Below are 20,149 nucleotides of genomic sequence, written 5' to 3'. Positions count from 1 at the left end.
TGCCGCCGAACGGGTGAGGCCGTAGGGTCACCGGCCGTGGATGTGCCAGTGACTGTGTCCCTCGATCCGACTGATGCCCTGTCGGCGGTGCCCGCGGCGGAGGCCCGCCGGGCCCGGCCGGTGACGGGGCAGTTGAGGTTTTTCTACGGGCCGATGGACTGTGGGAAGTCGACGTTGGCCCTGCAGATCGATCACAACCATTCCCGGCAGGGGCGCAGTGGGATGTTGCTGGTGCGGCAGGACCGGTCGGGTGAGCCGCGGATCTCCAGTCGGATCGGGGTGACGCGGCAGGCGATCGAGGTCACGGATGGCGATGACCTGCGGGAGTTGGTGCGGGCGCGGTGGGCTGAGGGGCACCGGGTGGACTACCTGATCGTGGATGAGGCGCAGTTCTTGTCGGCGGTGCAGGTGGAGCAGTTGGCGGAGTTGGCCGACGAGGTCCAGGTGGATGTGTACTGCTTCGGGTTGGTGACGGATTTCCGGAGTCGGTTGTTCGCGGGGTCGCGGCGGTTGTTCGAGTTGGCTGACGAGTTGCAGGCGGTGCAGGTGGAGGTGTTGTGCTGGTGTGGGTTGCCGGGGAGGTTCAACGCCCGGGTGCGTGCCGGACGGGTGATGCGGGCTGGGGACACGGTGTTGGTGGCGGACACCGAGCAGGGCGGTGTTGACACGGTGGGTGAGGGGGCGGCGGAATCTCCGGAGGACACCGTGCGTTATCAGGTGTTGTGTCGTCGGCACTTCCGTCTCGGCGACCTCGGCCCGAACGTCACCCAGATGGGGCAACTCAGCCTGACGTGACCCCACTGAAAGCAGCTATGTTCACCCGTTAGTGTGATGCAGGTCCACGGGAGTCGGAAAACACGTCACGAAGTCGCTAGGAACGCATCCCTAGGGAGGACGTCTTCGTTGACGCGTGAATAACGTCACTGTGGGCGACCAAGACACCGGACCGGGAACGAACGGAGCACTCCGATCGTTGCACTCGGTAAGCACAACCCTGGGCTCCGGCCCTGAGCCGAGCGAAAGGACACCCACCATGGCCGACCGCGTACTGCGTGGCAGCCGGCTCGGAGCAGTCAGCTACGAGACCGACCGCAACCACGACCTCGCCCCGCGCCGGTCGGTGCGGTTTGCCTGCCCCAAGGGGCACGACTTCGAAGTCCCCTTCTCCGACGACGCCGAAGTCCCCCCTGTCTGGGAGTGCCGCCTGCACGGCACCGAGTCGAAGCTGATCGACGGCGCCGAACCCGAGGCGAAGAAGGCCAAGCCGCCCCGCACCCACTGGGACATGCTGCTGGAGCGTCGCACTCTTCCCGAGTTGGAGGAGCTGCTGGCCGAACGCCTGGAGGAACTGCGCGGTCGGCGCTCGCGCTCAGCCTGACCCCCTGCTCCTGTCCGTCACGGGCCGCCCCCACCGCCGCACCGGTGGTCGGGGCGGCCCGTCGTCATGTCCGGCGCGCCACTCCCCTGCCCCACCGGTCCGCGCCGGGGCCGCCCCGGGCTCAGGCCGGCCGCCGGCGCGGCCCCGGGCACCAGCGCCTTGTAGAAGAACGTGGCCGCGCGCAGCACCCCGTCGGTGTCCGCCGCGTAGTCGGGCACCACACCGACCGGAATCCAGCCGGCCGTGCGGTACAGCCGCTCGGCCGGGCTGCCCGTCTGGGTGTCCAGGTGCAGCAGCGTGATCCCCGCCTCGGCCGCGGCGTGTTCGACCGCGGCCAGCAGGGCGCGCCCCAGCCCCCGTCCCCGCGCGCGTCGGTGGACGATCAGCTTGACCACCTCGGCGCGGTGGCGGCCGTTGGGCTTGCCGGGGTGGGCCAGGCCGACCGTGCCCACCACCGCTCCCCCGTCCCGGGCCACCCACACCGCCAGGCGTCCCGCTGCCACGTCGGGGGCCAGGGCCGTCCACCAGGCGGTGGCCTCGTGGGCGGTGAAGGGCAGCAGGAAGCCCAGTGAGGAGCCGCCGCGCACCGCGTCCAGCAGCACCTCCGCCAACTCGGCGCGCACGCGGAGCAGTTCGGTGTGGGACAGGCGCTCGATGGTGGTGGCCATGGTGGTGTCCTCTCCTGTCGGGTGGGGGCGGGTGGTGGCGGTCAGGGCAGGACGACGAGCAGGGCGTAGCGGGCCGGTTCGGGGCCGGGGCAGCGGAACCGGGTGCGGCCCCACACGCGGAACCGCAGGCAGTCCCCGGGGTTGAGGTGGTGGACCACGTCCTGCTCGGTGACCTCCAGGTGGGCCTGCAGCACCCAGAGGTGTTGCTCCAGGCCGGGCACGGGGGGCCGGTCGTAGCTGATGTCGGCGCCGGGCGGGAGCACGCCCTCGACGAGTTCGGCGCGCAGCCCGGGGTGGGGTGGGGACACCGAGCGGCGGACGAAGCCCGAGTCGGGGTCGGTCCACACGGTCTGCTCACTGGCGCGGACCAGGTGGGCGGGGTTGGTCTCCACCTCGGCCAGCAGGCGGGACAGGGTGCGGTGGTAGGCGGCGCAGAGCCGGTTGAGCAGGGCGGCGCTGGGGCTGATCTCGGCGCGTTCCAGGCGGGAGAGGGTGGAGCGGCTGGCGCCGGTGCGCTGGGCCAGGTCGTCCAGGGACCAGCCGTGCTCGTGGCGCAGCTGGGTGAGGCGGGCGGCCAGTCGGGTGTCCAGGTCGTCGGCCGGGTCGGGTGCGCCGTCGGTGTCCTCCCCAGGGTTTCTCATATCTGGGACGCTATCTCATTTTCGGGATGCGGCGGGGTGAGCTGGCTCGCATGCCGGCTGGCCGCGTGCTGGCCAGGCGAGGGTCGTGGCCTGTCGGGTCCCGGTGCTGGCGCGGACCGGGGCCGGCCTCAGCGGTCGGGGGTGGCCGGGTAGGCGCGGATCTCGGTGGCCTTCACCGCGGCCCACAGCGCGTCGCCGGCGTGCAGGCGCAGGTCGGCGACGGCGGCGGTGGTGATGTCGGCGAGGACGGGTGGCCTGCCGTGCAGGCGCAGGCGGGTGGTGTGGGCGTGCTGCTCCAGACCGGTGAGGGTGACCGGCCAGGTGTTGCGCGGGCTGCCCGTCGGGGGGGCGGGGTGCACGCTGACGGCACTCGGGGGGAAGGACAGGTGCACGGGGCCGGTGGCCGGTTCGGCGAGGGTGAGGACGCCGCCGCCGTCGAGGGTGACCGCAGTGCCCTCGGCCGTGCCGCGCAGCAGGTTGAGGCCGACCAGGTCGGCGGTGTAGGCGTTGCGGGGGTGGTGGGCGACCTCCGTGGGGGTGCCCTGTTGGACGAGGGTCCCGTGGTCCAGGACGACCAGGCGGTCGGCGAGGACCATCGCGTCGAGCGGGTCGTGGGTGACCAGCAGGGTGTGGCCGCGGAACTCGGCGAGGTGGCGGCCCAGTTCGGCGCGCACGTGCAGGCGGGTCGCGGCGTCCAGGGCGGCCAGCGGCTCGTCGAGCAGCAGCAGGCGGGGGTCGGTGGCCAGGGCGCGGGCGAGCGCGACGCGTTGCGCCTGGCCGCCGGAGAGGGTGCGGGGTTTGGCGCGGGCGTGCTCGGCCAGGCCCACGCGGTCCAGCCAGCGCAGCGCGAGGTCGCGGGCGGCGGCCCGGCTGGTGCCCCGGGCGCGCGGCCCGAACGCCACGTTGTCGACCGCGGACAGGTGCGCGAACAGCAGGTGGTCCTGGAACACCACGCCCACCGGGCGGCGTTCCGGCGGCAGGAACGTCCGGGGTGGGGCGTCCCAGGGGTGGCCGTCGAGGCTGATGTGCCCGCCGGTGAGCGGGACCAGTCCCGCGAGGGCCCGCAGCGCGGTGGTCTTGCCGGCGCCGTTGGGGCCGAGCAGCGCCACGACCTCGCCGGGTGCGATCTCCAGTCGCAGGTCCAGGTGGAAGCGGTCGCGGTGGACGTCGAGGTGGGCCACGAGGGTCATGCCCCACCTCGGATCCAGCGGTCGCGCAGGGCCGCGAGCACGCCCACCGACACGATGAGCAGCACGACGCTCAGCACGATCGCGGCGTCGGGGTCGGTTTCCAGGGCCAGGTAGACGGCCAGCGGCATGGTCGTGGTGGTGCCGGGGAAGTTGCCGGCGAAGGTGATCGTGGCGCCGAACTCGCCCAGGGCCCTGGCCCAGCACAGGACCGTGCCGGCCACGACACCGGGCAGCACGGACGGCAGGGTCACGCGCCGGAAGGTCAGCCAGCGCGAGGCGCCGAGGGTGGCGGCGGCCTCCTCGTAGCGCGGGTCCGCCGCGCGCAGGGCGCCTTCGACGGAGACCACGAGGAAGGGCATCGCCACGAACGCTTCCGCGATGACCACGCCGGCGGTGGTGAACGGCAGGGACACGCCGAACCAGGCGTGCAGGTACTGGCCGATCAGGCCGCGCCGGCCGAGGACGAACAGCAGTGCCACGCCGCCGACCACGGGTGGCAGCACCAGTGGGACGGTGATCAGGGCGCGCAGCAGGCCCTGTCCGGGGAGGTTGCCCCGGGCCAGCAGCCAGGCCAGGGGCACGCCCAGCACCAGGCACAGCAGGGTGGCCAGGGTGGCGCACACCAGTGACAGCCGCAGCGCCTGGCCGATGCGCGGGCTGAGCAGTTCGCCGGCCAGGGTGTCCCAGGGCGCGCGGGTGAGCAGTCCGGCGAGTGGGATGAGCAGGAAGGCCAGCCCGAGGACGGCGGGCAGCACGAGGACGAGGGGCAGCCTTCCGCGTGCCGCCCGGCGGCGGGAGTGCGTCACGGGCTGTCGAAACCGGCGTTGGTGAGGACGGTGCGGCCGGTGCCGGAGAGCACGTGGTCGACGAACGCGGTGGCGCCGGCCGCGTTCGGGGCCGTGGCCAGTGGGGCGATCGGGTAGTCGTTGACCGCCTGGGCGGCCTCGGGGAAGTCGATGCCCTCGACCTGCTCGCCCGCCGCGGTGACGTCGGTCTTGTAGACCAGGGCCGCGTCGACCTCGCCGAGCCGGACCTTGGTGAGCACGGCCTTGACGTCCTGTTCCAGGGTGTCGGGTTGGGGTGTCACCCCGGCCGCCTGGAACGCCTTCGTGGCCGCGGCGCCGCAGGGCACCTGGTCGGCGCACAGGGCGATCCTGGCCTCGGGCCTGCCGAAGTCGGCCAGTCCGGTGATGGTGGCCGGGTTGCCGGCGGGCACGGCGATCTGGAGCCTGTTGCGCGCGAAGGTGGTGGGTGTGGCGGTCACGGCTCCGGTGTCCTGCACCTGCTGCATGTTGGTCGGCGCGGCGGAGGCGAACACGTCGGCGGGGGCGCCCTGGTTGATCTGCTGGGCCAGGGCGGAGCTGCCGGCGAAGTTGAAGGTGACGGTGGTGCCGGGGTGGGCGGCCTCGAACTGGTCGCCGAGTGCGGTGAAGGTCTCGGTGAGGGAGGCGGCGGCGAAGACGGTGATCTGTCCGCGCACCCCGGCCGCCGCGGTGCCGGTCGGGGCGGTGCCGCTGTCGGTCGAGCCGCAGCCGGCCAGGGCGGCGGCGGCCGTGAGGGACACGGCCAGGGCGCGCGGGGCGCGTGACATGCTCAGGCCTCCGGGATCTCGACGACGACGTGCGTGGACTTGATGGAGGCGATCGCGACCGAGCCGACTTCCAGGCCGAGTTCGTCGGCGGATTCCCGGCTGATCAGCGATACCACCCGGAAGGGTCCGGCCTGCATCTCGACCTGCGCCATGACCTTGTCCTTGATCACCTGGGTGACGATGCCGCGCATCCGGTTGCGGGCGGAGGCGGCCACGGTGGCGCCGGGTTCGGCGGACTCGGCCAGACGCTGGGCGAACGCCGCCAGCTCGGTGCCGGCGACGCCCTTGCGGCCGTTGTCCAGGTGGATCGCCCGCAGGCGTCCCTGGTCGATCCACCGGCGCACGGTGTCGTCGCTGACCCCGAGGAGAGCAGCGGCCTCGCTTATCCGCAGATTCGGCACGGTTGCGCATCCTATCTCCGCGTACGCGGATTTCCACCGGTGTGCTCAGATCCGGCATCGAACAGGGTGATCTGTCCGTGGGTGCGGAGTGCGCGGCGGTTCTGCCCCGCGTTCACGGTTCGGTCACCGTCACTCGACGACCGCTTCTGCGTGGTGGTCCGCCGCCCTACCATCGAGGTGTGGAGACCTCCGGAGCGCACGAGCGCGTGCCCGCGCCGCGGTCCGCCCTGCGCGCCGACCAGGTGCTGGTGACCGGCGACATCACCCGGGACTGGGTGTTCACCACCCGGGACCTGCACGCCCACGCCCGGGAGCCGGTCGACGTCCGGTACACCACGACCCGGCGCCGCGAGGTCCACCACGTGCAGGGGGTGCCGCTGCACGACGTGCTGTCCCGGGTGGTCCTGCGCCAGGAGTCCGACGCGAAGATGGAGCGGTTGAGCTTCGTCGTCGCCGCGCGGGCGGCTGACGGCTTCCGCGTCGTGCTGTCGTGGGCCGAGGTCGATCCCGAGTTCGGCGCGTGCGCGGCGTTGTTGGCCACCCGCTACAACGGGCGCCTGCTCACCCTGCCCACCCTCGTGGTTCCCGGTGACGGGCGGTCCAGTCGCTATGTCCGCGACGTGTGCCGGCTGCGGCTGATCCGGGTGGCCGGCTAGTCCGAGCGGAGGAGACGGCCAGGGCGGTGCGGCCGGTGGCGAGGAACGCGAGGACCTGGGTGGTGTCGGCGCCGGTGACGGGCAGTCCGGCGGGCACCGCGATCAGGTTGGCCAGCACGATCGGCGACCGGCACCGGGCTCAGCACCGGGGTCAGCGCGGGGCGGGCGCGGCGCGGGGCGTGGGTGCGGGCTGGGCGTCGGCGACCAGGTCGGCGAGCAGCCGCAGGGCGGCCTGCGAGGCCGAACCGGGCGCCACGGTGAACACCACCAGCCGCTGGCCCTCGTCGTCGGGCAGCGTCAGCAGTTCGTCGTTGAGGGTGAGCGGGCCGACCACGGGATGCCGGTACTCGCGGGTGTGCCGGGCGCAGCGGCGCACCGGGTGCGCCGACCACAGCGCGGCGAACTCGGCGCTGCGCATGGTCAGCTCGCCGACCAGCTCGGCCAGCCGGGGGTCGTCGGGGTGGCGTCCGGCGATCAGCCGCAGGTCGGCGACGGTGTCGCGGGCCTTGCCCGGCCAGTCGGTGACCAGCTCCCGCAGGTGCGGGTCCAGGAAGAACAGCCGGGCCCAGTTGGGTCGGGTGTGCGGGTGGCGCACGGAGTCGCGGTCCAGGTGGCCGGCCAGCAGGGCGTGCGCCAGCGGGTTCCAGGCGAGCACGTCGGTGCGCCGCCCCAGGACCAGGGCGGGCACGTCGGTCAGCGAGTCGATCATCAGCTGGACGGCGGGGCGCAGCCGCTCGGGTGCGACGCGCCGCCGGGCCCGGGGCGCGGGCCGCGCCAGCGCGTGCAGGTGCGCCCGCTCGGCCTCGTCCAGCCGCAGCACGCGGGCGATCGCCGCCAGCACGGCGTCCGAGGCGTTCGGGCTCTGCCCCTGTTCCAGGCGGGTGTAGTAGCCGACGCTGATGCCGGCGAGCTGGGCGAGTTCCTCGCGGCGCAGACCGGGCACGCGGCGCCGGCCACCGTAGGTCGCCAGCCCGATGTCATCGGGGCGCACCCGGGCCCGCCGTGACCGCAGGAACTCCCCCAGCTCCGGACGCTGCTGCATGCCGCCCAGTCTGGCCCACCCGGCCTGGCTGGTGCCTGCCCCTGTCAGGGGCAGGCACCGGGGTGTCAGCCGTCGTGGGTGGCGCGGCCGAGGTAGGTGAGCGGGCCGGCGTCGGCCACCGGGATGGGGTGGAAGCCCAGGCGGTCGTAGAAGGCCCTGGCCGCGGTGTTGGCGGTGACCATGCCCAGGTGCACGGCGGGCACGCCCCGCTCGGCCAGCGCGGCCAGCAGCCGGGTCATCAGCGCGCGTCCGTGGCCGGCTCGCTGGTGGGAGGGCAGCAGGTCGATGTGCAGGTGGGCGGGGTAGTCGACCAGTTCCGGCACGAGCATGCGCTCGGGCCGGTGCAGCAGGTCGATCATCTCCTCGCTGGGGCTGGTCGGTGGCGCGGTCAGCGGCGGGTAGCGGTCGATGACGGTGGGCAGCCACTCGGTGCGGAAGCGGTGGACGAAGGTGGCCGTGTCGGCGGTGCCGACGATGTAGCCGACGGCGCGGTCCCCGTCGTCGACGACGAAGGCCAGGTCGGGCTCCAGGTGCGCGTAGGGCCCGGCGAAGAGGGTGGGCAGCAGGTCGTGGTCGGGGTAGAGGTGCCGGGCGTCGCCGCCCTCGTGGCCGGTGCGCACGCAGATGTCGTACAGGGCGGCGCGGTCGGTGGGCCGGTAGGGCCGGATGGTGGGTGGTGCGGTCACGGCGATCATGATGCGCGCCCTGAGAGCGCTCCCACAACGGGGTGGCGGTGGGGCGCGTCGCCGTCGGCGGGATGACGCCGCCCCCGCCCCACCCCGCCGACGCCTCGGCGCCGTCAGCGGCGGCGCAGCAGGCCCAGCTGGGTCAGGCGGCGGCGCACACCCCACTTGGTGACCCGGATCAGCGCCTCGCGGATGACATCACCGCTCATCTTCGAGCTGCCCCGCTCACGCTCGGTGAACGTGATGGGCACCTCCACCACGCGGAACCCGGCCTCGATGGTGCGCCAGCCCAGGTCGATCTGGAAGCAGTAGCCCTGCGAGGCCACGTTGTGCAGCTTGAGGCCCTCCAGGGTGGCGCGCCGGAAGGCGCGGAACCCGCCGGTCATGTCGTTGACGCGGGCACCGAGCGCGATCTTGGCGAACAGGTTGGCGCCCCAGGACAGGAACAGGCGGCTCTTGGGCCAGTTCACCACCTGCCCACCGGGCACGTAGCGCGACCCGATCACCAGGTCGGCCCGGGTGAGCGCGTCCAGCATCCGGCCCAGGTCCTCGGGCGAGTGCTGGCCGTCGGCGTCCATCTCCACCACGACCTGGTAGTCCCGCTCCAGCGCCCACTGGAACCCGGCGATGTAGGCGACCCCCAGTCCGGCCTTCTCGGTGCGGTGCAGCACGTGCACCCGGGGGTCGGCCGCGGCCAGCTCGTCGGCCAGCTGTCCGGTGCCGTCGGGGCTGTCGTCGTCCACGACCAGCGCGTGCACCTCGGGCAGGGCAGCGTGCAGCCGCTTGATGATCGGCCCCAGGTTGTCCCGCTCGTTGTAGGTCGGGATCACCACCAGCACCGGCGCAAGCTCCCCGCGGCTGTCCTGCTGGTCCGTCATGACGGTTTCCTCCTCGCCAGTGCGCGTGGGCACTGGACGCTTCCTCGTTGTCAGTCGGTGGTGGCGGTGGGCACCGCCTGGTCCGGGGCGGCCGGCTGGGGCGTGGTCTGGCCACTGCCCCGCCGACGCCGGGCTCGGACCGCGACCGCGAACACCACGGCCAGCAGACCGATCCCGGTCATGCCCCACTCCGGTGCCGTCCCGAGCCGGGTGGCCAGAGTAGACACTGACCGTAGCGGCACCGTCTGGACCACCGCGTCGGGGGTGAACAACTGCGTGGCCTGGGTGATCGTGCCGTCGGGTGCGACGATCGCGCTGACCCCGGTGGTGGCCGAGACGACCACGGCGCGGCCGTGTTCCACGGCGCGCAGCCGGGACATGGCCAGCTGCTGGTAGCTCATCTCGGTGCGGCCGAACCAGGCGTTGTTGGTGGGCACGACCAGCAGGCGCGCGCCGCCGCGCACGGCGTCGGTGACCACGTGGTCGTAGGCCACCTCGTAGCAGATGGCCGCGCCGAGGTCGGCGACGCCGGTGTGCAGCACGCCGGGGTCGGTGCCGGTGAGCATGTCGCGGCTGCCCTCGAAGAACGGGGTGACCCACTGGGCGATGGCGCGCCAGGGGATGTACTCGGCGAAGGGCACGAGTTCCTGTTTGGTGTAGACCTGGCCGGGGCCGGTGACCGGGTCCCAGACGATCACCACGTTGCGCGTGTCCCCGGTGGTGGTGCGCTGGCGGGCGCCGATCAGGGTGGGCACGCCCAGGTCGGCGACCAGCTGGCCGAGTTCGGTGTCGCGGGCGGGGTCGGGGCCCACATCGGTGGCGGTTTCCGGCCAGATCACCAGGTCGGGGTGGGGGACGCGGCCGGCGTGGACGTCGGCGAGCAGCTGGCGGGTGCGGGTGATGTGGTTGCGGCGCAGGGCCCGGCTGTCGGCGTCGAGCAGGTTCAGCCCGGAGTCGGGGGCGTTGCCCTGGATCACGGCCACGGTCAGCGCCCCCTGCTGGGCGTCGGTGCCGATGCCGGGCCAGGTGGCGGTGGCGGCCAGCAGGGGCGCCAGCAGCGCGGTGGTGGCGCCGGCCAGCCGGCGGGTGCCGCGCGGGCCCCGGCGCAGGGCGCGCGGCAGGGCGGCCAGGCCGCCGCCGGTGAGCACGACCGCGAAGCACACCAGGGCCTGTCCGCCGAGGCTGGCCAGCGCCAGGTAGGGGCCGTCGACCTGGCTGAAGGCGATCTTGCCCCAGGGGAAGCCGTTGAGGGGCAGCCGGGAGCGGGCCGCCTCGCCGGCCACGACCAGCGCCGCCATCCACACCACGGCACCCGGCAGGCGGCTGACCGCGCTGGCGGCCGCGCCGGTGAGGGCGAAGAACAGCGCTTCCAGCAGGGTCAGGCCCAGCCACGGCCAGGGCCCGAACCCCTCCCCCAGGAACGCCTGCAGCCAGTGCAGCAGCGGCAGCAGGTAGGCCAGGCCGAACAGCAGGCCGTAGCCGAAGCCGGCGCGGGCCCGGCGGTGGCGCAGCAGCGGCGCCCACAGCGCGAAGGCCAGCGGCGCCAGCCACCACCAGCCGCGGGGCGGGTAGCTCAGGTAGAGCAGCCCGCCGGCGGCGCAGGCCAGGAGCGTGCGGGCGAGGACGGGCCAGCCGCGCCGCGGCCGCGCCGGCCCGGGCCGCTGCTGGGGGGCCGGGGTGTCCGGCGTTGTCGCGGGTGCTGCTGCCACGACGGTCAAGCCTACGAAACGCCGGTGCGGCCGGCGTGCGCCGCCGGGCGGCCACCGGGCGGTGACCGTCGGGTCACGGTCCGCTCAGCCGGTCACGGGGTGGGGTGCGGGACGACCACGGTGCCGGTGGCCTGGATGGCCAGCAGGGGCGGGTCGAGCACGTCCGCGGCGGACGGGCCGCGGTGCGGGGCGGAGCGGCACACCACGTGGGCCTCGAAGCGCAGCTCGCGGGAGCGGGTGCCGATGCGCACCAGGGTGGCGGTGGCCGCCAGCACGTCGCCGGCCTGGATGGGGGCGCGGAAGTCCACGCTGCGGTAGCCGGCGAACAGGCCCTCGTCGCCGTCGGTGTGGATGAGCAGTTCGGTGGCCACGTCCCCGAACAGGCCCAGCCCGTAGGCCCCGTCGACGAGGTTGCCGCCGTAGTGGGCGTGGCCGTGCGGCACGTAGCGGCGGTGGGTGACGGAGAAACCCTCCACCAGGGCGCCCTGCCCGGTGGTGGTGCTGGCCTGCGTCATGGGTGGTGTGCCTCCTGGTCGCGGGGGGTGGGGCGGGTGCGGTCTCAGGTGCGGGCGGCCGGGGTGGGGCCGCGTCGGGTGGCCAGCGCGTGCACCAGGAAGCTGGCGACCTCGCCGGGGGTGGTGCCGCGCCCGAAGACCCGGTCCACGCCGAGTTCGTCGGCCATCATCGGGTCGAAGCGGGGGCCGCCGGCCACCAGCAGGGGCCGCCGCTCCCCCAGGGCTTCCCGGAAGGCGGCGGACATCTGCTGGGTGTTGAGGATGTGGGCGTCGCGCTGGGTGACCACCTGGGAGACCAGCACGGCGTCGGCGTGTTCGGCGCGGGCGCGGCGGACCAGGTCGGGCACGGAGACCTGGGCGCCGAGGTTGACCACGCGCAGTTCCCGGTAGTACTCCAGGCCCTTCTCGCCGGCGAAGCCCTTGATGTTGAGGATGGCGTCGATGCCGACGGTGTGGGCGTCGGTGCCGATGCAGCCGCCGACGACCACGAGTTTGCGCCGCAGCAGCCGTTTGACGGTGGCGTTGACCTCGGCGGGGGTGAGCAGCGGGTACTCGCGTTCCACCACGCGCACCTGGTCGAGGTCGACCAGGTGGCCGACCTTGCCGTAGACGACGAAGAAGGTGAAGTCGGCGCCGATGGGGTGGGAGTGCACGACCAGCGCCGGGTCCAGGCCCATCTTCTTGGCCAGTTGGCTGGCGGCGCCGTCGGCTTTCGGGCCGGCGGGCACGGGCAGGGTGAAGGAGACCTGGACCATGCCGTCGCCGGTGGTGTCGCCGTAGGGCCGCACGTAGCGGGCCGGCTCGGTGCTGGCCGTCGGCTCGGTGGCGGCGCTGGGGTGGGGGCTGCGGGTGGGGGGTGCGGCGGTCACGGGCGGGGCTCCTCGCGGGCGGCGTGCTCCTCCAGCAGGCTGGCGGCGGGGTTGAGGTAGTCCTCGGCCTTGGCGATCACGCCGTCGGCGCCCTTGCCGCCGTCGGGTGGGCGTTTCATCAGGCCGAAGGTGCCGGTGGCGATGGCGGTGAGCAGTCCGTCGTCGACGATGCGCTCCAGCAGCCGCACGGCCTGGTCGAGGACGTGGCGGGCGCGGGTGGCGATGAACCCGTCGGGGGCGGGCCGGAAGTCCTCGGCGAGGTTGCCGGCCGCGCCCAGCACGTAGCGGACGTTGGCCAGGGCGAGGTCGCGGTCGGACAGGAACGGGGTGACCACGGCTTCGGTCATCATGCCGACCAGCAGGATGCCCTGGCCGGTCAGCGCGCCGGCCAGGTTGAAGAACCCGTTGAGCAGGTAGCCGCGGAACACGTCGCCGGTCATGTGCTTGGTGGGCGGCATCCACTTCAGGGGGGCGTGCGGGAACAGTTCCCTGGCCAGCAGGGCGTGGGCCAGCTCCAGGCGGAAGGAGTCGGGCAGGTCGGGGTTGATCTCGAAGGCGTGGCCCAGGCCCAGCTGCCAGTCGGCCAGGCCGGCCTCATGGGCGAAGCACTCGTTGAGCAGTTGGGACACGGTCACGGTGTGCGCGGCGCTGACCGCGTCGTCGGTGGTGAGGTAGTTGTCCTCGCCGGTGTTGATGATGATGCCGGCGCGGGCGTGGACCTGGCGGGAGAAGCGCTGGTCGACGAAGGTGCGCACGGGGTTGATGTCGCGGAACAGGATGCCGTACATGGAGTCGTTGAGCATCATGTCCAGGCGTTGCAGCCCGGCCAGCACGGCGATCTCGGGCATGCACAGCCCGGAGGCGTAGTTGGTCAGGCGCACGTAGCGGCCCACCTCGCGGGAGACCTCGTCGAGGGCGGCCCGCATGATGCGGAAGTTCTCCTGGGTGGCGTAGGTGCCGGCGAAGCCGTGGTGGGTGGCGCCCTCGGGCACGTAGTCGAGCAGGGACTGGCCGGTGGAGCGGATCACGGCGATGACGTCCGCGCCGGCGCGGGCGGCGTTCTGGGCCTGGACGACGTCCTCGTCGATGTCGCCGGTGGCCACGATCAGATAGATCCACGGCCGCTGGGGTGGATCGCCCAGCCGGGCCACCAGCCGGTCGCGTTGGGCGCGGTTGCGGTCGATGGTGCGGATGCCGCGGGCGACGGCGGTGCGGGCGGCGCGTTCGGCGCGGCGGCGTGCCGCGCCGGTGGGCAGGGTGTAGCGGATCTGGCCGGCGGCGGTGGCCTCGGCCAGGTCGGTGAGGGTGGCCAGGTCGTGTTCGCGCAGGGCGTGGAAGACGGGCAGGCTCACCCCGTGCTGCAGGCCGCAGTGCTCGGCGACGGTGTCGACGACGCGGTTGACCCAGGGCACGTCGCCGGCGCGGTGGGTGGTGTCGGCGCCGGTCAGGCCGGCCAGGCGCAGGGTGGCGCGTTCCACTGAGACGGTGGTGTGGGCCGTGGCCAGGTCGATGACGGGCTGGGCGGCGCGGGCGGCCAGCGCGCGGGCGGTGGCGACCGTGGCCGGGTCCAGGCCGAGCAGGCTGGGCCGGGGTGCGGTCCGCGCCGGGGCGGTGGCGCGGACCGGGGGTGGCGTGGTGCCGCGGGTGGCGGCGGGGGCGGCGTTCATGTGCCCACCTCGGTCATGACGTGAGTGCTCCCTCCCGCTGGAAGATGGGCTGGCCGCGCAGCACGGTGCGCAGACAGGTCGGGGTGACCCCGCCCGGGGTGAGGTCGGGCAGGCCGGGCACGCGGGAGCGGGGGTCGGTGGACCAGCGTTGGACGCGGCTGTCCGGGGCGGCGACCACCAGCTCGGGGGCGTCCCAGATGGCGTAGGTGGCGGGTGCGCCGGGCACCAGGGTTCCGGTCAGGCCGTCGTGGTGGCCGGCGGCGCGCCAGCCGCCTCGGGTGTGGGCGGTGAACGCGGCGCGGGGGGACAGGCCGGAGCCGGCGGTGTGGTGGTGCACGGCGGCGCGGATGGCCTGCCAGGGGCCGATCGGGGTGACCGGGGTGTCCGAGCCCAGGGCGAGGCTCACGCCGGCGGCGGCCAGCGCGGCGAACGGGTTGAGGGTGGCGGCCCTGGCGGGGCCCAGGCGGTGGGCGTACATGCCGTCGGGTCCGCCCCAGGCGGCGTCGAAGCCGGGCTGGACCGAGGCGAGCACGCCGAAGCGGGCCAGGTCGGCGGCCTGCTCGGCGGTGACCATCTCCAGGTGTTCCAGGCGGTGGCCGGCGCTGGCCAGGGCGGGCAGGCCCAGTTGGGTCTCGGCGCGGCGCAGGCCCTCCAGGACGGCGGCGGTGGCGGCGTCGCCGATGACGTGGAACCCGGCCTGCAGGCCGGCCCGGGTGCAGGCGATGAGGTGTTCGGTGATGTCCTCGACGTCCAGGTACTGGGCGCCGCAGGTGGTGGGGTGGTCGGTGTAGGGCTGGGTGAGGGCGGCGGTGTGGGAGCCGAAGGAGCCGTCGACGAACAGGTCGCCGGCCAGGCCGCGGGCGCCGAGGCGGCGGGCGGTGTCCACGGCGCCGGTCTCGCCCCAGTAGCCGACGACCTCGGGCAGGTCGGGGTCGGTGGCCAGGTCCAGCAGGGCGGCCAGGTCCTCGGCGCCGGAGATGTCGGGGCCGGCGCACTCGTGGACGGCGGCGATGCCGTGGGTGGCGGCGTGGCGCAGGAACGTCAGTTGGGCGTGGCGGCGCTGGTCGGGGTGCAGGGCGTCGCGGGCGGCGCGGCGCGCGTGGTGGTGGGCGTCGCGGGTGAGCGGGCCCTGGTCGCTGAAGCCGGTGGCGGTGGTCGCGGCGGGCACGCGCGTCAGCAGGGCGGTGGAGACCACGGCGGAGTGGACGTCGATGCGGGACAGGTAGACGGGGGTGTTCCCGGCGACGGCGTCCAGTTCGGCGCGGGTGGGGGGGCGCTGTTCGGGCCAGCGGGTCTGGTCCCAGCCGTGGCCCCAGACCAGTTGCCCGGGGTGGGTGCGCACGTGGGTGGCCACGGCGTGCAGGCACTGGGCCAGGGAGGCGCAGTCGGTCAGGTCCAGGCCGTCCATCTGCAGGCCGGTGGCGGTGGCGTGCACGTGGGCGTCGACGAAGGCGGGGGCCACGAACGCGCCGTGCAGGTCGATGACGTGGTCGGCGTCGCCGTGCAGGGCGCGGCCCGGCCCGTCCTGGCCGACCCAGACGATGGTGTCGCCGGTGACGGCCATGGCGGTGGCGTCGGGTGCGCTGGGGGTGTGGATCCGGCCGCCCAGCAGCAGTGTGGTGGTGGGCATGGTGGTGCTGTTCCTGGTCACGCTGGTGCAGTCTGCCGTTCGCGGGCGGCGAGCGCGGCGGCCACCCCGGGCTGGGTGCGCAGCAGGTCCAGCGCGAACTGGGCGTGGCCGGGGACGTAGCCGTTGCCGATGAGCATCTCCACGTCGGCGGCGAGTCCTTCGGCGCCCAGGGCGGCGGCGGAGAAGGAGGTGGCCATGGAGAAGAAGATGACGGTGCCGCCGGGGGCGGTGGCCAGGATGGCGCCGTGTTCGCAGCCGGCGGCGTCGACGCAGACCACGGTGATCTCGCAGGCGGGGGTCACGGCCTGGGCGACGGCCAGGGGGTCGCGGGCGTCGGCGACGACGATCTGGTCGGCCAGGCCGCTGGCCTGGGCGAGGGTGGCCTCCTCGGGGGTGGGGACCAGGCCGACCAGGCGGCTGGTGCCGGCGCGGCGGGCGGCGGCCAGGGCGAGGGTGCCGGATTTGCCGCTGGCGCCGAGCACGCACACCGACGGGGGGTGGCCCAGGCGGCGGGTGGCCTGGGTGATGACGCGGTCGGTGAGGGCGGGTGCGCCGCACACGTCGAAGACGGCCAGGGCGAGGTCGTCGGGCAGGTCGGTGGGCAGGGGGGTGGCGATGGAGCGGGCGAACAGCACGGCCGTGCCGGCGCAGGGCACCTGGGGGTGCTGGCCGTCCCAGTCGCGCAGCCCGTCGGTGATGCGCAGCGGGGTCAGGGTGAGCGAGACCAGGGTGGCGATGCGCTGGCCGGGCCGCAGGCCCAGGGGGGAGTCGGGGCCGGTCTCGCGGACGGTGCCCAGCAGCATGCCGCCGGAGCCGGTGACGGGATTGTGCATCTTGCCGCGCTGCTCGACGATGGCGCAGACGGCCTGGCGCAGGGCGGGGCCGGTGCCGTGTTCCTCGCGCAGCTGCCGGTAGGAGGCGGCGTCGAGGTTGAGGCGGGTGACGTCGACGAGGACTTCGGTGGGGCCGCAGTCGGGGGTGGCGTCCAGTGCCCAGGCTTGTTGGGGCAGGACGGGGCCGCGCGCGCCGGGGCCGGCGTCCCGCACGCGGTGTACTCCGAACAACGACGCGTCCACCAAAAATCCTCCGGGCTTCACTCGCGATGACGTGAATATGTTCATGTCATCGCGGTGAGTTCCGCAAGTATTGACATCTGGTGGGTGAGTTGCCGGGTGGCGCCCGGGTGCGTCAGGTCAGTTCGGCGGGGCCGGTGCGGGGTGTGCTCGGCGGGGCGTCGGGGCGGACGGTGAAGTCGGTGACGTCCACGACCTCGGGGCCGCTGGCGTGCTGGCGCGGGGCGGCGAAGCCCGGCCAGGCGGCGGCCTGCCGGCGGGCGCGGGCGGTCAGGCGGGCCACCAGCCAGCGGCCGGCCCTGGTGCGCACCGGGGGGATGAGCAGCAGCAGGGCCAGCGCGTCGCTGAGGAAGCCGGGCAGCAGGACCAGCAGGCCGGCCGCGGCGAGGATGGTGCCGTCGACCAGGTGGGGGCCGGGGGGCTGGCCGGCGCGGACGGCCTGGTCGAGGTCGCGCAGGGTGCGGGCGCCCTGGCGGCGCAGCAGCCAGCTGCCCGCCACGGAGGCGAGGATCAGCAGCGCCAGGGTGGGCAGCAGGCCGACGGCGCTGCCCACGGCGACCAGGACGGCGATCTCGGCGGCGACGGCCACCAGCAGGGCGACGAGCAGGGGCACGGGCGGACACCTTCGCGGTGGGGGGCTCGACCGGTTCCCGCGTCGGGCGGGGTCCGGGTCGGGCACGGGCGGTCGGACGGTCACCCGGTCCAACGCGCGAGCGCCGCCAAACGTCCCCGCGCCGGGCGCCACCGGGAGCCGGACAGTATTCCGCACGCCGGGCAATAACGAAAGATTTGCGCCGGAACTCGTTGGTGACAGAATATCTTCACGTCACAACCGGGGTGAGGAGTAGGGATGACCGCAGTACACGCCCACACCGCGGAACGCGCACCCGGCCGCTCCGGGTCGGTCGCGCCATCGGCGCAGGAGCACACCGCGGCCCAGCCCTACGACTACCTGCGCCGGCGCCTGGTCGAGCCGGACTGGCGGCGCCTGCCCGGGTGGCGGGAGGTCACCGAGGCCCAGTGGCGCGACGCGCAGTGGCAGCGCGCCCACTGCGTGAAGACGATCGCGCAGCTGCGCGCGGTCATGGGTGGGCTGCTCAGCGACGCCTTCTACGCCGATTTGGCCGCCGACCAGGAGCACAGCGCCACCATGTCGATGCTGCTGCCGCCCCAGATGCTCAACACCATGGCGCCCGCCGCGGCGGCGGCCGAGTACACCGACGCCTTCTACGCCGACCCGGTGCGCCGCTACATGCTCCCGGTGCGCTCCGACCGCGACCCGCACCACCCCAGCCACCCGCACTCCAGCCGCGACTCGCTGCACGAGGCGGAGATGTGGGTGGTGGAGGGGCTGACCCACCGCTACCCCACCAAGGTGCTGGCCGAACTGCTGTCCACCTGCCCGCAGTACTGCGGGCACTGCACCCGCATGGACCTGGTCGGCAACTCCACGCCCAGCGTGCCGAAGATGAAGCTGGGCCTCAAACCGGTGGACCGCCAGGACCGGATGATCGACTACCTGCGGCGCACGCCCAGCGTGCGGGACGTGGTGGTCTCCGGCGGGGACGTGGCCAACGTGCCCTGGCACCAGCTGGAGGCGTTCGTGATGCGCCTGCTGGCGCTGGACAACATCCGCGACATCCGCCTGGCCAGCAAGGCCCTGGCCGGGCTGCCCCAGCACTGGCTGCAGCCCGCCGTGGTCGAGGGCCTGGAACGCGTCGCGCGCACCGCGTCGCGGCGCGGGGTGAACCTGGCCATCCACACCCACGTCAACCACGCCCAGTCGGTCACCCCGCTGGTGGCCGAGGCCGCGCGCACCGCGCTGCAGGTGGGCGTGCGCGACGTGCGCAACCAGGGCGTGCTGATGCGCGGGGTCAACGCCACCTCGGCCGACCTGCTGGACCTGTGCTTCGCCCTGCAGGACGAGGCGGGCATCCTGCCCTACTACTTCTACATGTGCGACATGATCCCCAACGCCGAGCACTGGCGGGTCGCGGTGTGGGAGGCCCAGCAGCTGCAGCACGCGATCATGGGCTACCTGCCCGGCTACGCCACGCCCCGCATCGTCTGCGACGTGCCCTACGTGGGCAAGCGCTGGGTGCACCAGGTCAGCGAGTACGACCGGGAGCGGGGCATCTCCTACTGGACGAAGAACTACCGCACCGGCATCGAGGCTGACGACCCCGACGCGCTGCTGCGCCGCTACCCCTACTACGACCCGATCAGCACGCTGCCCGAGTCGGGCCAGCGCTGGTGGGCCAGCCAGCGGGACTGACCGGCCCCCGCGCCGGCGAACGGGACGCGGTCAGCGCTCGATCCGCCGGGCGCGCTCGACCAGCTCGCGGATCAGGTCGACGACCTCGGCGACGGTGAAGTCCAGGGCGTTCTCCCCCACGGTGATCTCGAAGCTGCAGGCGCGCGGGTCGGGGCTGGAGCGGACCCGGCCGTAGAGCTGCACGCCGCGCTCGGCCAGCAGGTCGGCGCCGGCCCGCTCCACCGCGTCCTTGCCGACCGGCAGGTGCACGTGCAGCAGCGGGGTCTGCGGGTGCTCGGGCACGGTGCGGGCCACGCCGTCGGCGTTGAGGGCGGCGGCCAGCGTGCGGGCGTGGTCGCGGAACTCGGCCATCCTCGGCAGCAGGTCCTCCAGCCCCACCAGCGCGACCGCGGCCAGCGGCCAGGCGTCGGGGAGGTTGCCGCCCAGCCGGGTGCGCCACAGCCGGGCCTGCGCGATGGTCTGCTCGTCGCCGGCCAGCACCGCGCCGCGCACCCCCTGCAGGCCCTTGTACAGCGACACGTACACCGTGTCGAACAGGCCGGCGATCTCGGCGTGCCCCCGCTCGTAGTGGGGCTGGGCCTCCCACAGGCGGGCGCCGTCCAGGTGGCACGCCGCGCCCCGGTCGCGCGCCCAGGCGACCTGCTCGCCCAGTTCCCGCCAGCTGGGCAGTTGGCCGCCGAGGTCGCGCTGGGGCAGTTCCCACAGCACGGCGGCCAGCGGCTCGGCGACGCCGGTGAGGTCGGCCAGGCCCAGCAGCCGGTGGCGGTCGCCCACCGGGTGCAAGCGCAGGCGGTGCACCACGCTGTAGCCCTCGGCCTCCCAGTTGGCCAGGTGGGTCTGGGGGTGGGCGGCGAAGGCGCGGCGGCCGCGGTGGTCGGCGTGCACCCGCAGGGCGACCTGCTGGGCCATGGTGCCGGTGGGGAACAGCAGCGCCGCGGGTTTGCCCAGCAGGCCGCGGACGCGCTCCTCCAGCTGGGCCACCGGCCCGCGCGGCCCGTCCGGCGGGGTGTCGGCGGGCAGCCGGTCGAGCAGGCGCCGCAGGACCTGGTGGGGCATGCGGCGCAGCGGCGCGTGCGAGAACAGCGAGCGCCGTGGCAGGGGGTGGTCGGTGGGCACCGCCGAACCCTACGCATTGTTGCAACTGACTGGCAATAAGCATGGGGGCGCCGGCCGTTCGTGGGCGACTCCCCCGTCGGCGATCACCACGAGTGACAGCTGTTCCGGGCCAACCTCGTTGTGTCACCCGATTGTTGGTTCGATCGGGTGACAGGGCCGGTACG

21 protein-coding genes are annotated in these 20,149 nt (G+C 74.0%); 4 read left to right on the top strand and 17 right to left on the bottom strand.

Annotated features, from left to right (window positions below; translation table 11 throughout):
• Window positions 1-36: 36 nt before the first annotated feature.
• Window positions 37-795, top strand: a complete 759-nt coding sequence (locus tag LX83_RS22355; RefSeq protein WP_253774537.1) for a thymidine kinase — start codon at window positions 37-39, stop codon at window positions 793-795.
• A gap of 238 nt (window positions 796-1,033) precedes the next feature.
• Window positions 1,034-1,378: an RNA polymerase-binding protein RbpA gene (locus tag LX83_RS22350; RefSeq protein ID WP_253774535.1), complete on the top strand. Its 345-nt coding sequence runs from the start codon at window positions 1,034-1,036 to the stop codon at window positions 1,376-1,378.
• A 17-nt stretch (window positions 1,379-1,395) separates the two neighbouring features.
• Here the strand turns inward: LX83_RS22350 and LX83_RS22345 are convergent, their stop codons facing one another.
• The 6 genes from LX83_RS22345 to LX83_RS22320 form a co-directional block, all read right to left on the bottom strand.
• Window positions 1,396-2,046 (bottom strand): GNAT family N-acetyltransferase, encoded by a 651-nt coding sequence (locus tag LX83_RS22345; RefSeq protein ID WP_253774533.1) that lies wholly within the window; start codon window positions 2,044-2,046, stop codon window positions 1,396-1,398.
• A 41-nt stretch (window positions 2,047-2,087) separates the two neighbouring features.
• Window positions 2,088-2,687: a helix-turn-helix domain-containing protein gene (locus LX83_RS22340; RefSeq protein ID WP_253774531.1), complete on the bottom strand. Its 600-nt coding sequence runs from the start codon at window positions 2,685-2,687 to the stop codon at window positions 2,088-2,090.
• A gap of 128 nt (window positions 2,688-2,815) precedes the next feature.
• Entirely contained in the window at window positions 2,816-3,877 is a 1,062-nt protein-coding gene (locus LX83_RS22335) for an ABC transporter ATP-binding protein (protein WP_253774530.1), read from the bottom strand.
• Entirely contained in the window at window positions 3,874-4,632 is a 759-nt protein-coding gene (gene modB, locus LX83_RS22330; RefSeq protein ID WP_407649641.1) for a molybdate ABC transporter permease subunit, read from the bottom strand. The genes LX83_RS22335 and modB overlap by 4 nt, the downstream gene beginning before the upstream one ends.
• A gap of 47 nt (window positions 4,633-4,679) precedes the next feature.
• Window positions 4,680-5,468, bottom strand: coding sequence for a molybdate ABC transporter substrate-binding protein (gene modA, locus LX83_RS22325; RefSeq protein ID WP_253774528.1), 789 nt, complete (start codon window positions 5,466-5,468; stop codon window positions 4,680-4,682).
• A 2-nt stretch (window positions 5,469-5,470) separates the two neighbouring features.
• Entirely contained in the window at window positions 5,471-5,869 is a 399-nt protein-coding gene (locus LX83_RS22320; protein ID WP_253774526.1) for a TOBE domain-containing protein, read from the bottom strand.
• A 179-nt stretch (window positions 5,870-6,048) separates the two neighbouring features.
• Here LX83_RS22320 and LX83_RS22315 point away from each other — a divergent pair, with 179 nt between their 5' ends.
• Window positions 6,049-6,525, top strand: coding sequence for a molybdopterin-binding protein (locus LX83_RS22315; RefSeq protein ID WP_253774524.1), 477 nt, complete (start codon window positions 6,049-6,051; stop codon window positions 6,523-6,525).
• A 151-nt stretch (window positions 6,526-6,676) separates the two neighbouring features.
• On the opposite strand, the gene LX83_RS22310 is transcribed toward LX83_RS22315, so the two are convergent.
• The 10 genes from LX83_RS22310 to LX83_RS22265 form a co-directional block, all read right to left on the bottom strand.
• Window positions 6,677-7,567, bottom strand: coding sequence for a helix-turn-helix transcriptional regulator (locus LX83_RS22310; RefSeq protein WP_253774522.1), 891 nt, complete (start codon window positions 7,565-7,567; stop codon window positions 6,677-6,679).
• Window positions 7,568-7,632: 65 nt separating this feature from the next.
• A complete protein-coding gene (locus LX83_RS22305; RefSeq protein WP_253774520.1) occupies window positions 7,633-8,253 on the bottom strand; it encodes a GNAT family N-acetyltransferase in 621 nt (206 codons plus the stop codon).
• A 113-nt stretch (window positions 8,254-8,366) separates the two neighbouring features.
• Window positions 8,367-9,131 carry a polyprenol monophosphomannose synthase gene (locus LX83_RS22300; protein ID WP_253774518.1) on the bottom strand — a complete coding sequence of 255 codons (765 nt, stop codon included), beginning with the start codon at window positions 9,129-9,131 and terminating at the stop codon, window positions 8,367-8,369.
• Between the two features lie 50 nt (window positions 9,132-9,181).
• Window positions 9,182-10,840 carry an apolipoprotein N-acyltransferase gene (lnt, locus tag LX83_RS22295; RefSeq protein WP_253774516.1) on the bottom strand — a complete coding sequence of 553 codons (1,659 nt, stop codon included), beginning with the start codon at window positions 10,838-10,840 and terminating at the stop codon, window positions 9,182-9,184.
• Between the two features lie 92 nt (window positions 10,841-10,932).
• Window positions 10,933-11,355 (bottom strand): 3-aminobutyryl-CoA ammonia lyase, encoded by a 423-nt coding sequence (gene kal, locus LX83_RS22290; protein WP_253774514.1) that lies wholly within the window; start codon window positions 11,353-11,355, stop codon window positions 10,933-10,935.
• Between the two features lie 44 nt (window positions 11,356-11,399).
• Window positions 11,400-12,224 carry a lysine 5,6-aminomutase subunit beta gene (gene kamE, locus LX83_RS38480; RefSeq protein ID WP_253774512.1) on the bottom strand — a complete coding sequence of 275 codons (825 nt, stop codon included), beginning with the start codon at window positions 12,222-12,224 and terminating at the stop codon, window positions 11,400-11,402.
• A complete protein-coding gene (kamD, locus tag LX83_RS22280; protein WP_253774510.1) occupies window positions 12,221-13,891 on the bottom strand; it encodes a lysine 5,6-aminomutase subunit alpha in 1,671 nt (556 codons plus the stop codon). Before kamD ends, kamE begins: the two co-directional genes overlap by 4 nt.
• A gap of 13 nt (window positions 13,892-13,904) precedes the next feature.
• Complete coding sequence (locus tag LX83_RS22275) at window positions 13,905-15,521, bottom strand: amidohydrolase (protein WP_253774717.1); 1,617 nt, start codon at window positions 15,519-15,521, stop codon at window positions 13,905-13,907.
• Window positions 15,522-15,538: 17 nt separating this feature from the next.
• A complete protein-coding gene (gene kdd, locus LX83_RS22270) occupies window positions 15,539-16,597 on the bottom strand; it encodes an L-erythro-3,5-diaminohexanoate dehydrogenase (protein ID WP_253774508.1) in 1,059 nt (352 codons plus the stop codon).
• Window positions 16,598-16,709: 112 nt separating this feature from the next.
• Entirely contained in the window at window positions 16,710-17,207 is a 498-nt protein-coding gene (locus LX83_RS22265) for an FxsA family protein (RefSeq protein WP_253774506.1), read from the bottom strand.
• 237 nt (window positions 17,208-17,444) lie between these two features.
• Between LX83_RS22265 and LX83_RS22260 the strand changes: the two genes are divergently transcribed.
• Window positions 17,445-18,869: a KamA family radical SAM protein gene (locus LX83_RS22260; protein ID WP_253774504.1), complete on the top strand. Its 1,425-nt coding sequence runs from the start codon at window positions 17,445-17,447 to the stop codon at window positions 18,867-18,869.
• Between the two features lie 30 nt (window positions 18,870-18,899).
• Here the strand turns inward: LX83_RS22260 and LX83_RS22255 are convergent, their stop codons facing one another.
• The gene (locus tag LX83_RS22255) at window positions 18,900-19,985 is read right to left on the bottom strand and encodes a threonine aldolase family protein (RefSeq protein WP_253774502.1); all 1,086 of its coding nucleotides are present in this window, start codon (window positions 19,983-19,985) and stop codon (window positions 18,900-18,902) included.
• Window positions 19,986-20,149: the final 164 nt, after the last annotated feature.

Source organism: Goodfellowiella coeruleoviolacea (assembly GCF_024171785.1).
Taxonomy (GTDB): Bacteria; Actinomycetota; Actinomycetes; order Mycobacteriales; family Pseudonocardiaceae; genus Goodfellowiella; species Goodfellowiella coeruleoviolacea.
The sequence above is the reverse complement of the archived record's forward strand: the minus strand, read 5'-3'. Positions and strand labels throughout refer to the sequence as shown.

What these genes read in the sequence shown, in the direction of transcription:
- LX83_RS22350 (WP_253774535.1), top strand. Translation starts at nt 1,034, where the DNA reads ATGGCCGACCGCGTACTGCGTGGCAGCCGGCTCGGAGCAGTCAGCTAC.
- LX83_RS22345 (WP_253774533.1), bottom strand. Translation starts at nt 2,046, where the DNA reads ATGGCCACCACCATCGAGCGCCTGTCCCACACCGAACTGCTCCGCGTG.
- LX83_RS22340 (WP_253774531.1), bottom strand. Translation starts at nt 2,687, where the DNA reads ATGAGAAACCCTGGGGAGGACACCGACGGCGCACCCGACCCGGCCGAC.
- LX83_RS22335 (WP_253774530.1), bottom strand. Translation starts at nt 3,877, where the DNA reads ATGACCCTCGTGGCCCACCTCGACGTCCACCGCGACCGCTTCCACCTG.
- modA (WP_253774528.1), bottom strand. Translation starts at nt 5,468, where the DNA reads ATGTCACGCGCCCCGCGCGCCCTGGCCGTGTCCCTCACGGCCGCCGCC.
- LX83_RS22310 (WP_253774522.1), bottom strand. Translation starts at nt 7,567, where the DNA reads ATGCAGCAGCGTCCGGAGCTGGGGGAGTTCCTGCGGTCACGGCGGGCC.
- LX83_RS22300 (WP_253774518.1), bottom strand. Translation starts at nt 9,131, where the DNA reads ATGACGGACCAGCAGGACAGCCGCGGGGAGCTTGCGCCGGTGCTGGTG.
- kal (WP_253774514.1), bottom strand. Translation starts at nt 11,355, where the DNA reads ATGACGCAGGCCAGCACCACCACCGGGCAGGGCGCCCTGGTGGAGGGT.
- kamD (WP_253774510.1), bottom strand. Translation starts at nt 13,891, where the DNA reads ATGAACGCCGCCCCCGCCGCCACCCGCGGCACCACGCCACCCCCGGTC.
- LX83_RS22275 (WP_253774717.1), bottom strand. Translation starts at nt 15,521, where the DNA reads ATGCCCACCACCACACTGCTGCTGGGCGGCCGGATCCACACCCCCAGC.
- LX83_RS22260 (WP_253774504.1), top strand. Translation starts at nt 17,445, where the DNA reads ATGACCGCAGTACACGCCCACACCGCGGAACGCGCACCCGGCCGCTCC.